Genomic DNA, 14523 nt, shown 5'->3' on the forward strand with positions numbered 1-14523 from the left:
CCCGTGGCCCTGACGCACGACACTCCGCTTCAGTTTCCCGGAATTGCAGGGCGTCGCGTTCTGGTTACGGGGGCGTCTTCGGGGCTTGGCGCTCATTTTGCGCGGCTTTTCGCGACAATGGGATCGCATGTCATCGCCGCCGCGCGGCGAACAGAACGGGTTCAAAAGCTGACGGCAGAATTAAACGCACAGGGTGGCAGGGCGACTGCGTTATCACTGGATGTAACATCACCCGGCGCGGTGCATCAAACCTTGAAAGGGCTGGATCTGGATATCGTGATCAACAACGCTGGCACGACGCTTTCAGCCTCTGCCTTCGATCACAGTGCGGAAGCCATCGACAACATCATCGACACGAACCTCAAGGGCGTATTTCATGTCGCCCAAGCCGCAGCGCAGGGTATGAAACAGCGCGGCACGGGCGGCAGTATCGTAAACGTCGCGTCGATTCTGGGCAGCCGGGTTGCGGGCCACGCCTCGGCCTATGCCGCATCGAAAGGTGGCGTTTTGCAACTGACCCGGTCGCTGGCACTGGAGTGGGCACGATTTGATATCCGGGTGAATGCCCTCTGCCCCGGCTACATCGAAACCGATCTAAATCGTGATTTTTTCGCCAGTGACCCGGGGCAGGCATTGATCCGACGTATCCCGCAACGCCGGCTGGGTCAGCCCGAAGATCTGAATGGCGCGATCTTATTGCTGGCCTCGGATCTGGGGCGTTTCATGACCGGCGCGGATATCGCTGTGGATGGTGGTCATCTGGTGTCGTCTTTGTAAAGGAAAACGGCAATGGATTTTACAATTTCTTCCGAAATTGAGGATTACCGCACCCGGATTGCTCGATTTGTCCGCGATGAAATCCTGCCGGTCGAGGCCAATCGCGACAGTTGGGACGCCCATGGGAACATCTCCAAGACCTGGCTGCAGCCGCTGCGCGACAAAGCCCGCGCCAACGGTCTGTGGTGCCTGCAGCTGCAGCCCGAGACTGGCGGGCAAGGTCTTAGCAAAGTGGGCATGGCGGTTTGTTACGAAGAAATGAACCGCTCGATTTTTGGACCGGTGGTGTTCAACTCTGCCGCGCCCGATGACGGCAACATGATGGTGCTGGAAAAAGCAGCAACGGAAGCTCAGAAAGAGCGTTGGCTGAACCCAATCGTTTCAGGCGCAGTCAGTTCGTCCTTTGCCATGACCGAGCCCGCGCCGGGGGGCGGTTCCGATCCCGGCATGATGCTGACCACAGCCACGAAAACGGCAGACCGCTATGTGCTGCGCGGTCGCAAGTGGTTTATCACCGGTGCTGCCGACGCCAGCCATTTCATCACGCTGGCGCGCACTTCGGATGATCCACGCCGGGGCCTTACCGCGTTTTTGCATCACAAGGACGATCCCGGCTGGCGTCTCGTCCGCCGCATCGGGATCATGGGCCCTGAAGAGCACGGCGGCCATTGCGAACTGGTCTATGAAGACATGGAGTTGCCAGCCGATCGGGTGCTGCTGGGTGAAGGACTGGGCCTGAAGATAACTCAGATGCGTCTTGGCCCGGCGCGCCTGACCCATTGCATGCGTTGGCTGGGGTTGGCCAAACGCTGCGTTGAGGTTGCCACCGAGTACGCTCAGAACCGCCACGGCTTCGGTATGCGCTTGTCTGATCGGGAAAGCATCCAGATCAAACTGGGTGATCTGGCGATGGGCATCGAAATGGGCCGCCTTTTGGTTATGAAAGCCGCCTGGGCGCTGGATCAAGGCAGTTTTGCGCGCAAGGAAATCTCGATGGCAAAGATCCATGTGGCCAACTTGCTGCACAAGGCCGCGGATGTGTCGATTCAGATCAACGGCGCACGAGGCTATTCCACCGACACGGTTCTGGAGTGGATCTACCGCTATGCCCGACAAGCGCGATTGGTCGACGGCGCGGACGAGGTGCATCAGATGGTCCTGAACCGCCACCTGAATGACGAGGGGCGCGACTTTTGGCGATGGCCATCGGTGGACCAATCGTAAACCATGTCTTTCATCCCACAAAAAGAGGGTCGGAATGAGCAGAATTGAATGTCACCGACTGGATCACTGGTTGGCCGATCGTCTGCAAGGCCCGGCTGATCTGCATGTACAACCGGTGCAGGGCGGGCAGTCCAACCCCACGTGGTTCGTCACATATGGTGATCGCAAACTGGTCCTGCGGAAAAAACCTGATGGTGATATTCTGCCCGGCGCCCACGCGATTGACCGCGAATATCGGGTGCTGGGCGCCTTGGCAGACACCGATGTCCCAGTGCCCAAAGTACGGTGGTTTGAAGAAGACCCAAGTATAGTTGGTACTCCTTTCTACATCATGGACAGGCTGGATGGCCGCGTGTTTTCTGATTGCACCCTACCCGGCCTGTCGCCTGATAACAGACGCGAGATTTACCTGAGCATGGCCCGCACAATGGCCCGGATGCACGCCCTGCGCCCGGATCAGATCGGTTTGTCCGATTATGGAAAACCGGGCAATTACTTTGAGCGGGAGATCAAGCGGTGGACCAGACAATACCAGGATTCGCCCGGCCCCTGTATCCCCGAACTGGACGCATTGATAGAGTGGTTGCCGGCCAACATGCCCGAAGATGACGGTGCTGTTTCTATTGCTCATGGCGATTTCAGGCTGGGCAACATGATGATCCACCCAACCCAACCTCGCGTCATCGCGGTTATGGATTGGGAGCTGTCCACGCTGGGGCATCCGCTGGCGGATTTGGGGTTTTGTGTAATCGCTTGGCTCAGCTCACCTGACGAATACGGGGGCATGCTCGGCACACCGTGGGCAGAAAACGGTATTCCTGCAATGGATGAGTTCATAGAAACTTATTACGCCAGCGCGATCCCAACCGCACCATTGCGTCCGTTCCACATGGCCTTCGCCTTGTACCGGTTTGCCGTCATCTTTGTCGGCATTGCTGATCGGGCGCGCGCTGGGTCGGCTGTATCGGGGGACGCCGCCAAACTGGCACCCCTGGCTGAAAAGTTCGCCAGACGCGCGCTGACCGTTATCGCCGACGATCCATAGTCTCAGAAGAAAGATGCGTAGAAAACATGCAGAACCCAACCCCGAGGCGCTCTGGATTTGGCAAGCCTTCAACCAAAAAACGTCAAGGCAAAAAGAACCCAAAATGACGATCGCCAACCGAGCGCCCAAGTTGCCCTCACAAGCCGGTTACCTTGCTGAAAACAACGGTCTCCAGCCTTGAGACGGATATGGTGACGAGGCACAAGACTTGCGAAATAGCTCCTACGCGAAAAGAGGTTTTTCTATGATTAAGTTTTACTTTCACCCAACGCCAAACCCGATGAAAGTGGCACTCTATCTGGCAGAGGCAAAACTGCCGTTCCAAGTCGTGCCCGTCGATACGCTAAAGGGTGAACAGCACGCAGCTGACTTCACTCGGATCAACCCGAACGCCAAGCTGCCAGCAATTGACGACGATGGAACAATCGTATTCGATTCCAACGCCATCCTGCTTTATCTAGCGGACAAATATAGCATGTTCGCTGGCCAGCCAGCAGATCGCGCCGAGTTGCTATCGTGGCTCATGTTCATAGCCAGTGGGCTGGGGCCATACTCTGGCCAGGCCGTCCATTTCCAGCATGCGGCGCCAGAAAAACTGGATTATGCAATCAATCGGTACCGTCGTGAGGTGCAGCGCCACTATGGTGTTCTGGATGCACGATTGTCGGATCGTACGTATCTGGTGGGTGACGAATATACGATCGTGGATATGGCGGCTTGGGGCTGGATTGACCGCGTGACGCCGGTATTGGGCGAAAGCGAGTTGGACGCTTATCCAAACCTCAAGACCTGGTTTGAGAAGATAGACGCCCGCCCCGCCGTGGCAGAGGCGCGTGAAGTCGGCAAGGATATCAGCTTCAAATCCGAACTTGATGAAGAAGCAATGCGCGCGCTGTTCCCACAAAACTATGACGACTGAGAAGGAAGCTTTTGCGGGGTCGACAGGCTTCGTAGGACGCGCGCACCGCTTATTGGGGGATGGGTCAAGCGTTCCGCTAATTCGACGAAAAACTGATGTCCATGTGGACACCGTTCATATAGAGGCGGCCCAAACCTGTGGTCAGCGCGCATTCCAGCGTTTCCGGCTCGACCTCTAACAGTGCTCGCAGCTTATGCTCGGCAACAGTCATATCACCGTCGCGCAGCGCCTCGGCAATCTCGCACTGGAGCTGGAAAACCGCTGGCCGGTCGGAATGCTCGATCCGAATTTTATCGACAAACCGCAGGCGTGCGGACAGGTTGCGTACAATCTGAGTAACAGCGTCATTGCCGCCAATTTCGATCAACCGGACATGAAAGGACTCGTGCGCCCGCGCAAGGTCGCATGGCGGCAGGGACGCAATGCTGTTCAGAATCTGACGGCTTGATGATACGAGGTCGTTCACCGCATCCGCGGGTGCGCGTTCCGCAACGCGCGGCAGTGTCGCCAATTCAATGTCCCGCCGTGCCTCGGCAAGGTTCAGAACACTTTGCAGCTCCAAGGTCCGGCAGTAAAATCCGTAGTTCCGCCGAAACTGGATCAACTCCTCACTCACCAGACGATTGAGCGCTTCGCGCACAGGCGTCCTGCTCACCGAAAGCGCCTCGGCCAGATCAACCTCGATTATTTTCTCTCCGGGGCGAAACCTGTATTCGATCGCCATCTCGCGCAGCGTCTCATAGACAGCATCCCCGGCCTTGGTTTGAGTTTTTGTCTTTTGCTTGGGCATGGCTACCTCGATCCGATGATCACCAGTATCACACCGAACAGGACAATTGAAATCCCGGCGACGCGCAACAGGCTGATGGGTCGCACAGTCATTCCGAATGCCCCGAAATGATCGATCAGGGCGGCTCCAACAAGTTGTCCGGCAACAATGCAGACGAAAAAGACCGCCGCACCAATGGCGGGTGCAACCGTTACACCGCCGAAAACAAACAAAAAACCTACCGCGCCACCCAGCAGTATCCACCAAGGCAGGGACCATACGGTCGACAGTTGAAATCTGGCTCCGGTCACTAGGAAGAAAGCGATCATCATCGCCAATGTGATCGAAACCGAAATAATCGAAGCCGCGATCGGCGTTCCAAGCACCCGAACAGCGGTCTGATTGATGGCGGGTTGTGCAGCGAGTGCTGCGCCGATGAAAACGGCGATGGGGATCAGCTGCCAATTCATGCCTGCTCTGATCCTGCAAAGGTGTTCACCCGCAGAAGAAATGGCCTTATTGACACGCTCTCCCAAATATCCGCGTTGGCAATTGGATCTTCCGCGATCAAAGCGTCCACAGCGCTGCGGTCCGGGGCGTCGAGCAAAAAGAACGACCCTCCCATTGTCACGCCATCATCTTTGAAGAGCGGGCCGGAAATCAGGACCTGAATGCCGTGTCTGGCCGGGGCCTCGTGCGCATAGGAGCGATGGGCATCAATGACGGCCTGACGCCGCAACAGCGCATCGGGTTTGTCAACGGCGTGAACGATGAAATGCACGTTTGTCTCCTATCTGAACACAAGGCTGAGTGCGGGAACAAACAGCAAAACAAGGGTTACGACGGTCATCATGATTACGAATGGGAAAGTTCCGACAAAGATGTCGCCCAGGGTCGTGTTGCGGTCCGCGATTGTGGATTTCACCACATAGACCGTAAGGCCGAAAGGCGGCGTCAGAAGCCCGATTTCTATGGCAATCACCGTGACGATCCCGAACCAGATCAGGTCTCCGCCCAGCCCTTCAACAATGGGTAGCGTCAGCGGCAGCAGGATCAGCATGATCGAGGTGCTATCCAGTATCATACCCATTACCACCACGATCCCCAGATAGATCATCATGAAGCCATAAAGACCGAAACCGGAATCGGTGAACAGCGATGTTACCTCTTGCGGGATGGTCGATAACGTCAGCATGCGAGAGTACATCGAAGCCGCCACGATCAGTATCAGGATCGAGACAGAAACGAGACCGGTATCTACCAAAACGCGCCAGAACCGGGCCCAAGTCAGCTTGCGCCTGGCAAGGGCGACCACCAAAGCCGCAGCCGCACCGGCGGCACCGGCTTCGGTCGGAGTGAACACGCCCGAGTAAATCCCACCGAGGACGATCAACACCAGAAACGCAATGGGTCCCATTTTGCGTGCGGCACTGCCCCATGTTTCACCTTCGATCACTGTGGGTCGATCGGATTGCATGACAAGGCGGGGGCGGAAATGGGCCATCAGCCAAATCCCTGCACCGAACACCGTCGCCAGCAGAACACCCGGCACGATGGCCGCAAGGAACAGCGCCCCGACCGATTGTTCCGCCAAAACACCGTAGATTATCAACAGCAGGCTTGGTGGGATCAACATGCCCAACACCGATGACCCGGCAACGACGCCAAGCGCAAAGCGGTTATTGTAGCCGTTGGCAACCATCTGCGGCACGGCCACGCGTGAAAACACAGCAGCGGACGCGATCGATATCCCCGTGATCGCCGCAAACACAGCATTGGCTGCAACTGTGGCCATGCCCAGCCCACCCTTGATCCGCTGCAGCATCCATGCCGCGACGCGGAACGCATCTTTGCCGATATCAGCAACGTCGACCACCAATCCCATCAAAACAAACAGCGGGACTACTCCGAACAGATACCGGTTAATCGCGCCGTCTGCCGCGAGCGCCAGCGACCTGACGGCAACGTTTGGATTATCGCGGATCAACCAGATACCCAGAAAAGAAAGTACGATTAGTGCGACCGCAATATGCGCGCCCGAGAAGATCAGCAGCAGCATGAAAGCCACAGTGACCATACCGATCTGCAAGCGGCTCAGATCGGCTGCGAACAATGCGTATCCCAGGATCAGCATGCCAACGAATACGAGGATATAGGGCCAGCCCTTTGGGTTCCGGATCACCGAATGGCGAACCGTCAAAGGTGCGACACGGCCTTCGGATACAAGGGTCTTTATGTCCTTAAGAACCTGCACTGCAAACGCCAGGCAGGTCAGAACTGAGCCCCCGAACAAGCAGGCCTTTATCGGCCATATCGGCGCGGTAAAGACACCCTGCGCGCCAAAGAACTCATCTTCGACCCACGCGTCCACCAGCTTGGGCCAGGTTCCTTGCGCGATTACCGCAAAGACAAAGATCCCGGCCAGATGAAAGACGATGCGAATGAGCGCCGCAGCAAAGGGGCGTTCTTCCTCAAGATATCCGATCAGAATATCGGTTCGAGTCATCCGTCCCGTCATGAGAGCATGTGCCGCCTGCAGGAACACAATTGCCACAATCGAGTTTGCTACAATCTCGGCCACACCCTGAATAGGCGCATTAAGCACCGTGCGCCCGAAGATGTCGGCACAAATCAGAAGCATCAGGCAGAAAATCCAGATCGAGGCCGCCCCGCCGACCACGCTGGTCAACTGGGCAACTCCGGCCTCTATCAGGTCAACTCGGCGACGAAAGGCGCGTTCGCTTGTCATGTCGTGCTGGCCTTAGCGCTCGTCCCAGGCGATCTTGGGTTCTAGCCCCGCCGCCCGCACTTTGGCCATATAGGCGTTGACGACCTCATCCGCATTCAGATCAGCGTTCGTCGCCGCCCACTCACCGGCGAGGTTTGGTAGTCCGGTCTTCCATTCCGCCAGATCTTCGGCGGGCAGTTCAGTCACGATGGCACCGACCTCGGGCAGCTTTGCAAGAAAATCATCATAACGCGCCATGACCTCTTCGGCATGAGCGACGGTATATTCCTCGCCCAGTTCCGTCAGTACCTTGCGAACATCATCAGACAGACCATCCCAAACATCCTTGTTAATCCCAAAGCCACCGGTCATCTGCGCACCGATACCCACAAGGGTTACGTAAGGTGCAACTTCGTAGTGCTTGTTGGGAAACGCGCCCGTGAGGATCACAACCATTCCATCGGCGACACCTGTCTGAATCTGATTGTAGTAGGTTGGCAGAGCACCATTCACCGGCACCGCTCCAAGATGCTTGATCCAGTTTGCGGATGGGCCCGGTGCAAGGATTTTGCGTCCTTTGATGTCTTCCAGAGAGTTAACAGGGAAATTGGTCATCAGGTGATAGGTCTCGACGCCGCTTGCGCCGAGGAATACGACGTTCTGATCGTCCCACGCCTCCTGCAATACTGGCAGTTCGCGGTGTAGCTCGTTCATGATTTCCAGCGTGGCCACCAGATCATCCGAGACAAAGGGGGTAAAGAAAGTCACGTTCTGTAAGGGCATTTTTGACCCTTCCCACATCGTGGCGACCCACCCGGCGTCGGTCAGACCGTCCCCAACCGCTTCCAGAGTATCCTTGAAGCCATAGAGCGAGCCACCATAAGCCTCTGTCCACTCGATTCGGTCTTCAGAGCCCATCGCCTCCAGCCGAGCGTTTGATTCCGCCACGATCAAGGTCGAGAGCTGGCCAACCCATGGTACGACCGTCGGATGGCTGGCCGACATCGTCAGGCTAAAGGTCTCGGCAGATGCCGCACCGGCTCCAAACGTCATCAGCGCCAGTGCACTCAAAAAGCGTTTCATGTTTTCCTCCCATTTGTTCGGCAGATCGCACCGCCATTCACCAAAACGTATCGCACTCACTTAAATTATACAATATTGTATTATATTAAATTACATGCCTAACTAGAACCGTTGATTCACGGAGGAGCCCTTGATGAGCAAAGAACACCAAATGGCGGATGAGGCGGCGCGCGCCATCGCGCAAGAGCTGCAGGACGCCCAGATCGCCGCCGATGCGGAGACCCTGCGCCTGCTTCTGACCGAAGCGCGCACGCACTATGGCTGGCAGGAAAAGGCAGTCGCTGATGAGACGCTGCGCGAGTTGTACGATATTGCCAAGATGGGCCCGACCTCGATGAACCAGCAGCCGATGCGCGTGCTGTTCGTGCAGTCGGAAGACGCCAAAGATCGGCTGGAGCCCGCGCTGTTCGAAGCCAATCGACCAAAGATGCGCAGTGCTCCGGTGACAGCGATCATAGCTTATGACCTGAATTTCTATGAAGAATTGCCCAAGCTTTTCCCGCCCAACCCGGATGCTTCGGACATCTTTCGCAACAACGCGACTGCGGCGCAGGTTAACGCCTTCCGAAACGGATCCCTGCAGGGCGCTTACTTCATGATCGCCGCGCGAGCTGTTGGTCTGGATGTTGGTGCAATGTCGGGTTTCGACAATGCGAAGGTCGACGAGGAATTCTTTCACGGGACGTCGATAAAATCGAACTTCCTGTGCAACCTCGGCTACGCGGACACATCCCGAATTTTCCGCCGCCTGCCGCGTCTGGACTACGCAGACGTCTGCGAAACGCTCTGAGCGAGAAGGAAGACTATCATGGCTGAACCGAAGACAACCAAGGACGACATCCTCGAAGCCTCTAAAGGCATGCTGCAGAAACAGCTTTACGTCGTTTTCACCACCCCGACGAACGGAATGGGTCCGGTGATGGCGAACATAGAAGAGCACCTGAAGTTTCAGGTTTCGTTGGAACAGCGCGGCATCATGCTGGGGGCTGGTCCGCATTGGGAAGAGGATGAGCACACCTGGCTTGGCGATGGGATGGTGATCATCCGCGCCGACAGCCTGGCCCATGCCAGGGAAATCGCAGCGACCGATCCGATGCATTCGTCCGGCGCGCGATCCTTCACCGTGCGGCCATGGTTGTTGAACGAGGGCCGGGTGAACGTAACCATCGATTTTTCGACAGGCAGGCATGCGGTCGACTAGGACAGAGGCGACAAAGCTGAGGGTCATCATTCAGCCGCCTGTTGATGCCCCGGCATGTCCGGCTCTCCCCGAGTTGCATAAGCAAATCCGGGGCGGGCTTTTTGCGTGGCATGCCAGTCGCAAAGCGAGGCCGGTAGTGTAATGCCAAAATCCAATCCACGGGCGCGGTTCAACCCGATGGCGAGGGCGATATCCGCGATGGTAAAGTCAGGGCCCGTCAGGTACCGGTTTTTTGAAGCCTGATCGGCGACAAGCTGAATTGCCTTTTGCGCTTTGATCAGAGCGCCCCGCGCCCGCGGGTCAGCAAGCGGTAGCGAGCCGTCCCGATATACATCTATGAACAGCAGCCGCACCGGCGGCCAGAAGACAAGCGCAAACCAATCCAGCCAGCGATCAACATCGGCCATTGCGCGCTCGTCTGCACCATACAGATGCCCATGCTTGCGCGCGAGGTGGCGCAGGATCGCCTGACTCTCCCAAAGCACCAGATCGTCGGTTTGCCAGACCGGAACCGTCCGGTTTGGGTTTAAGGCAAAGAACTGTGCATTGTCGGTTCCACCAAAAGGGCCGCCAACCTCTACCTGTGCGTGGTCAACGTCTAGTTCATGCAGCGCCCACAAGACCTTTTGCACATTGGTCGAACTGCCGCGCCCCCAAAGTGTCGGTTTGATCTGGTGCCTCGTTATCATGACGGCCGCAGGCCCAAAATCTCGCGCGCCTCGGCTGGCGAGGCGACAGGTCGTTGAAACTTGGCGCATAGGTCAACGGTGCGCTTGACCAATGCGGCATTCGACGGCGCAAGGGTATCTCGATCGAGTCTGATGTTATCTTCAAGACCGGTCCTGCAATGCCCTCCGGCCTCAATACACCATTCGTTCAGAACCAACTGGTTGGGCCCAATACCCGCTGCGCACCATTCAGCATCCGGGGCAAGTCGCCTGAGCGTTTCAACCATAAAATCAAACGAAGGTTTGTCCGCGGGCATGGCGTTTTTCACGCCCATGACAAACTGCAAGTAAAGCGGGCCTTCAAGCCGCCCATCGGCGGCCATGCTTGCAGCCTGAAAAATGTGGCTCAGGTCAAAAGCCTCAATCTCAGGCTTGATATCGTATTTTTTGATCTCCGACGCCAACCAATCGACCAGTTGTGGCGCATTCTCATAGACGCGCGCAGGAAAGTTGTTCGACCCTACGGTCAGCGAGGCCATATCCGGGCGCAGCGGCAGCATCCCGCCACGCTCCTGCCCTGCGCCAGAGCGACCACCCGTCGAAAACTGGATAATCATTCCCGGACAATGCGCCTTTAGACCTTCTTGTAGCCGTGCGAACCGATCAGGGTCAGATGTAGGCGCTCCCTCGTCCGTTCTGACGTGGCAATGCGCTATCGACGCGCCCGCCTCGAACGCTTCCTGAGTGGATTCGACTTGCTCAGAGATCGAGATCGGAACGGCCGGGGTATCCGCCTTTTGTGGCAAAGACCCGGTGATCGCGACGCAGATGATGCAGGGTTTGGTCATCGCTCAGACCTTGGCCAGAACAAAGTCATGTTCGACGTCGTAATACCGGCCCTCAATCCCCAGGGCCTTGGCCTTTTCAGGATCATCCACGGGTTTGAATTCGGCCATCAGGCTTTCTTTGACGCCGAATACCGCGTCCGAGTTGATGTATTCATCATCCGGATCAAAAATATGCGTGGTCAGCGTGTCGTAGCCGTCTTTTGCGATGATGTAGTGGAAATGCGCAGGTCGGTACGGATGGCGCCCAAGCTCTTTCAGCATCTTACCAACGGGGCCATCATAGGGAATGGGATAGTACTTTGGCTTAACCGCCAGAAAGTGATAGCGCCCGTCTGGTCCCGTTCTGAATTTTCCGCGCAGGTTAAAGTCTGGCTGAATGCCCTTTTGCTGGACATCGTAGAACCCTTCGTCATTGGCCTGCCAGACGTCGATCGAAACACCCTCGAGCGGTTGGCCATCGGTGTCCAGAATGCGGCCATGCACCAGCATCCTTTCCCCTTTGCCGTCCAGACAGATATCGGCACCCATCTCAAGTTCCGGTACACCGTCGACATGGAACGGACCCAGCACGGTGTTCTCGGACGCACCCGTGGGCCGACGTGAATTGATGGCATCGACCAGCATCGAGACACCCAAAGTGTCGCTGAGCAGAATAAACTCCTGACGCCAATCGGTGCACATATGCCCGGTCTGGGTCAGAAACAGGATGGCCTTCATCCACTCGTCCTGGCTCGGCTCGATTTCCTTTACCGCCTCATGGAGCTTTCGGATGATGACCTCCATCACCTCTTTGAGGCGCGGGTCGGGGCACTCGGCAATGCTCTCGATAACAACATCGGCCGAGTTTTCTTCGGTAAAGTAACCGTTGGTTTTACTAAACATTTCGAATGTCCTTATCGTGCGAGTATTCTGGTCAAAACGCGGCGCAGCTCTGCCCGTGGGTCGTCCGAGATAGCGTCCGCGCGCCACGCGACATGCTGATCGGGCCGCACCAGCAGACAACCCGTATCCGAGATTTCCGAGGCCCGTGCCCAGTCTCCTGCGTGGTCGACATAGGTCTGGCGCGGCCCGATAACGTGACAGCGAATGGGCATTCCGAACTCCTGCGATACCGCATTTGCGGCGGCCACCCAGGCCTCACCACCTATCCCTGTAAACACCGTGAATTCTCCGCGACCACACAAATCCAGCGTCGAATGCTTATTGCCCGTGTCGTGGTCAAACACCCAAATATGCGGAATGCGCGCTCCCGGCCATGTTGTCGGTTGGTAGTGCAGTTCAGCATCCCGATCGAAACCGGGATCTGGCTGGCCATCCTTTTCGATGGCACCGGAGTCGTAGCGTTGGTTCATCTCGACACCATGCGCATCAAACTCGTATTTCTTGAACGCGATGGCCTCGCGGATTGCCGCGCGCTGCGCCGCGGCCTCGGGGGTCGAGCCTGTACGGGCCTCAAGGTTGCTTTGCATCACCTCCGGGTCGACGCCTTCTGCCATGCCAAGCGATTCAAAGATCGGGCCGAATTCGCCAATGGACTGGTTTGCCCGCGTGACAATCTGCTTGGCAACCGGCGCGCGTTCTGCGCTGTAGCTGTCCAGCAGGCTCTCGCCGGCGTGGCCTTTCAGGACAGCTGCCAGTTTCCAGGCGAGGTTAAAGCTATCTTGAATTGACGTATTCGAACCCAAACCATTTGACGGCGGGTGGCGGTGTGCCGCGTCGCCCATGATGAACACGCGGTCCTTTTGCATATGCGTGGCGTACATGTTGTTGACGGTCCAGGTGTTGGCGCTGATCAATTCGATCTCAAGGTCCGGGTCGCCGACAAGCTGGCGCGCAACCTGGGTCGCCATCGCCTCGTCCACCTCGGGCGCGGGTTGGTTGATGTCATACCCCCAGACTATCAGCCATTCATTCCAGGGGCGGACCATACGGACCAGACCCATGCCGATGCCACCCACATTCGCGCCGGGTTGCATCACCCAATACAGAACCGATGGCCGATGCGCGACGTATTTGCTGAGATCGGCCCGAAACAGGATGTTCATCGAGCCTCCAACGCCCATCTGCCCCTCAAACGGCAGGCCGGCATGTTCGGCAACCAGAGAATTGCCACCATCCGCACCAACCAGATACTTGGAGCGGATCGTGATTTCTTCGCCCGAGAGACGATCCAGACAGGTCGTCGTCACGCCGTCCCCATCCTGTTCATGGCGCAGGTATTCTGTGCTCATCCGCGCCTGAGTACCGCGACGGCAGGCCGTGCCAAACAGGATCGGTTCCATGAAGGTTTGTGGCAGATCGTTCATCATGGTCGGGCTGGACAACAAGTGTTCCGCCTTCGACAAGGGGTGATTGCCCCAGCTTTTCATGCGCCCGATTTCCTCACCGGCGAGGCTTTCGCAGAACACGTTCTCGCCCATCAGATCCTGATGCGCAGCATGCATATAGGCTTCGGCCTCGACCTCGTGACCAAGGTCGCGCAGCACCTCCATCGTGCGCTGATTGGTGATATGAGCGCGTGGTGTATTGGCCAACCAGCGATAGCGGTTGATGACCATGTTCTCGACGCCATAGCTCGACAGCAAAGCTGCCGTTGCGGACCCCGCTGGGCCGGTCCCGATGATCAGGACATCCGTTGTAATGGTGGCCATAAGCTCTCTCCCTTGTTCTTTGAAGTCCTCAGGACCGTGGGTCCCAGAGGCGGCCGTCATATTCGGCCTCATAGGCTTTGCCGTCCGGGTAGCTGACCAGTTCCAGCTGCATGCCCCAGGGAGCCAGGAAATAGACCCAGGTTTCACCGGCGCTGGGGCCGTCGGTCATGGTGGTCGGATTGCCCAGAACCTGAATGCCCTTGTCCTGCAAATAGCTGACGGCCCCTTCCATATCGGTGGTGTAAAACGCGATGTGATGCCCGCCGATATCCGAGTTGCGCGGTAGTTTCGTATCCTGATCGGGTGCGGTGTATTCGAAGATTTCGAAATTAGCGCCGTTACCGCAGCGTACCAGCCGCATCGTCGGGATCTCGGCCTTGGCGTCCACGTTCAGGTGGTCCGCCATCCAGGTGCTGTCACCGCCCGAGAACGGTCCCAGCGGGTAGAACACATTGCAGCCGATCACGTCCTGAAAGAAGGTGACGGCCTCATCGACGCTCGGGACTGTAAATCCCACGTGGTCTGTACCTGTCATTCCCGGCAGTGAACTGCCAGCAAATGCACCAGTTCCAAGTGCTGCGGCCGCGACCGTCAATGCGAGTGTTTTCAT

At 57.2% G+C, this 14523-nt stretch carries 16 protein-coding genes; 6 read left to right on the top strand and 10 right to left on the bottom strand.

The features are described from left to right. Nucleotides 1-3 precede the first annotated feature (3 nt). The 4 genes from ACR0KM_RS17215 (at nucleotide 4) to ACR0KM_RS17230 (ending at nucleotide 3965) form a co-directional block, all read left to right on the top strand. Nucleotides 4-777, top strand: coding sequence for an SDR family NAD(P)-dependent oxidoreductase (locus ACR0KM_RS17215; RefSeq protein WP_480860527.1), 774 nt, complete (start codon nucleotides 4-6; stop codon nucleotides 775-777). Between the two features lie 12 nt (nucleotides 778-789). Further along, nucleotides 790-2001, top strand: a complete 1212-nt coding sequence (locus ACR0KM_RS17220) for an acyl-CoA dehydrogenase family protein (protein WP_480860525.1) — start codon at nucleotides 790-792, stop codon at nucleotides 1999-2001. A gap of 34 nt (nucleotides 2002-2035) precedes the next feature. Beyond that, nucleotides 2036-3046 carry a phosphotransferase family protein gene (locus ACR0KM_RS17225; RefSeq protein WP_480860524.1) on the top strand — a complete coding sequence of 337 codons (1011 nt, stop codon included), beginning with the start codon at nucleotides 2036-2038 and terminating at the stop codon, nucleotides 3044-3046. Between the two features lie 244 nt (nucleotides 3047-3290). After that, nucleotides 3291-3965 (top strand): glutathione S-transferase family protein, encoded by a 675-nt coding sequence (locus ACR0KM_RS17230; RefSeq protein WP_480860522.1) that lies wholly within the window; start codon nucleotides 3291-3293, stop codon nucleotides 3963-3965. 76 nt (nucleotides 3966-4041) lie between these two features. Here ACR0KM_RS17230 and ACR0KM_RS17235 read toward each other — a convergent pair whose 3' ends face one another. Genes ACR0KM_RS17235 through ACR0KM_RS17255 form a run of 5 tightly spaced genes read right to left on the bottom strand, consistent with a single transcriptional unit; the run spans nucleotide 4042 to nucleotide 8545 of the window. Beyond that, nucleotides 4042-4755 (bottom strand): GntR family transcriptional regulator, encoded by a 714-nt coding sequence (locus ACR0KM_RS17235; RefSeq protein ID WP_480825674.1) that lies wholly within the window; start codon nucleotides 4753-4755, stop codon nucleotides 4042-4044. Nucleotides 4756-4757: 2 nt separating this feature from the next. Next, the gene (locus tag ACR0KM_RS17240) at nucleotides 4758-5204 is read right to left on the bottom strand and encodes a DMT family transporter (RefSeq protein WP_480825676.1); all 447 of its coding nucleotides are present in this window, start codon (nucleotides 5202-5204) and stop codon (nucleotides 4758-4760) included. After that, on the bottom strand, nucleotides 5201-5515 hold the full coding sequence (locus ACR0KM_RS17245) for a YciI family protein (RefSeq protein WP_480825678.1): 315 nt from the start codon (nucleotides 5513-5515) through the stop codon (nucleotides 5201-5203). The genes ACR0KM_RS17240 and ACR0KM_RS17245 overlap by 4 nt, the downstream gene beginning before the upstream one ends. Before the next feature lie 9 nt (nucleotides 5516-5524). Further along, a complete protein-coding gene (locus ACR0KM_RS17250) occupies nucleotides 5525-7483 on the bottom strand; it encodes a TRAP transporter large permease subunit (RefSeq protein WP_480825680.1) in 1959 nt (652 codons plus the stop codon). Nucleotides 7484-7495: 12 nt separating this feature from the next. Beyond that, complete coding sequence (locus tag ACR0KM_RS17255) at nucleotides 7496-8545, bottom strand: C4-dicarboxylate TRAP transporter substrate-binding protein (protein WP_480825682.1); 1050 nt, start codon at nucleotides 8543-8545, stop codon at nucleotides 7496-7498. A gap of 133 nt (nucleotides 8546-8678) precedes the next feature. On the opposite strand from ACR0KM_RS17255, the gene ACR0KM_RS17260 reads away from it, so the two are divergent. After that, nucleotides 8679-9335 carry a malonic semialdehyde reductase gene (locus ACR0KM_RS17260; protein ID WP_480825684.1) on the top strand — a complete coding sequence of 219 codons (657 nt, stop codon included), beginning with the start codon at nucleotides 8679-8681 and terminating at the stop codon, nucleotides 9333-9335. 18 nt (nucleotides 9336-9353) lie between these two features. Continuing rightward, a complete protein-coding gene (locus ACR0KM_RS17265; RefSeq protein ID WP_480860520.1) occupies nucleotides 9354-9746 on the top strand; it encodes a YciI family protein in 393 nt (130 codons plus the stop codon). A gap of 26 nt (nucleotides 9747-9772) precedes the next feature. Here the strand turns inward: ACR0KM_RS17265 and ACR0KM_RS17270 are convergent, their stop codons facing one another. From ACR0KM_RS17270 to ACR0KM_RS17290, 5 genes are read right to left on the bottom strand one after another with little or no spacing between them, the layout of a single operon-like run. Continuing rightward, entirely contained in the window at nucleotides 9773-10435 is a 663-nt protein-coding gene (locus ACR0KM_RS17270) for a glutathione S-transferase family protein (protein ID WP_480860518.1), read from the bottom strand. Further along, complete coding sequence (locus ACR0KM_RS17275) at nucleotides 10432-11262, bottom strand: 3-oxoadipate:acetyl-CoA acetyltransferase (protein WP_480860515.1); 831 nt, start codon at nucleotides 11260-11262, stop codon at nucleotides 10432-10434. Before ACR0KM_RS17275 ends, ACR0KM_RS17270 begins: the two co-directional genes overlap by 4 nt. Before the next feature lie 3 nt (nucleotides 11263-11265). Next, nucleotides 11266-12144 carry an intradiol ring-cleavage dioxygenase gene (locus tag ACR0KM_RS17280; protein ID WP_480860513.1) on the bottom strand — a complete coding sequence of 293 codons (879 nt, stop codon included), beginning with the start codon at nucleotides 12142-12144 and terminating at the stop codon, nucleotides 11266-11268. Between the two features lie 11 nt (nucleotides 12145-12155). After that, nucleotides 12156-13913 carry an FAD-dependent oxidoreductase gene (locus tag ACR0KM_RS17285; RefSeq protein WP_480860511.1) on the bottom strand — a complete coding sequence of 586 codons (1758 nt, stop codon included), beginning with the start codon at nucleotides 13911-13913 and terminating at the stop codon, nucleotides 12156-12158. A 28-nt stretch (nucleotides 13914-13941) separates the two neighbouring features. Then, entirely contained in the window at nucleotides 13942-14523 is a 582-nt protein-coding gene (locus ACR0KM_RS17290) for a VOC family protein (protein ID WP_480860509.1), read from the bottom strand.

Source organism: Ruegeria sp. G10 (assembly GCF_056533645.1).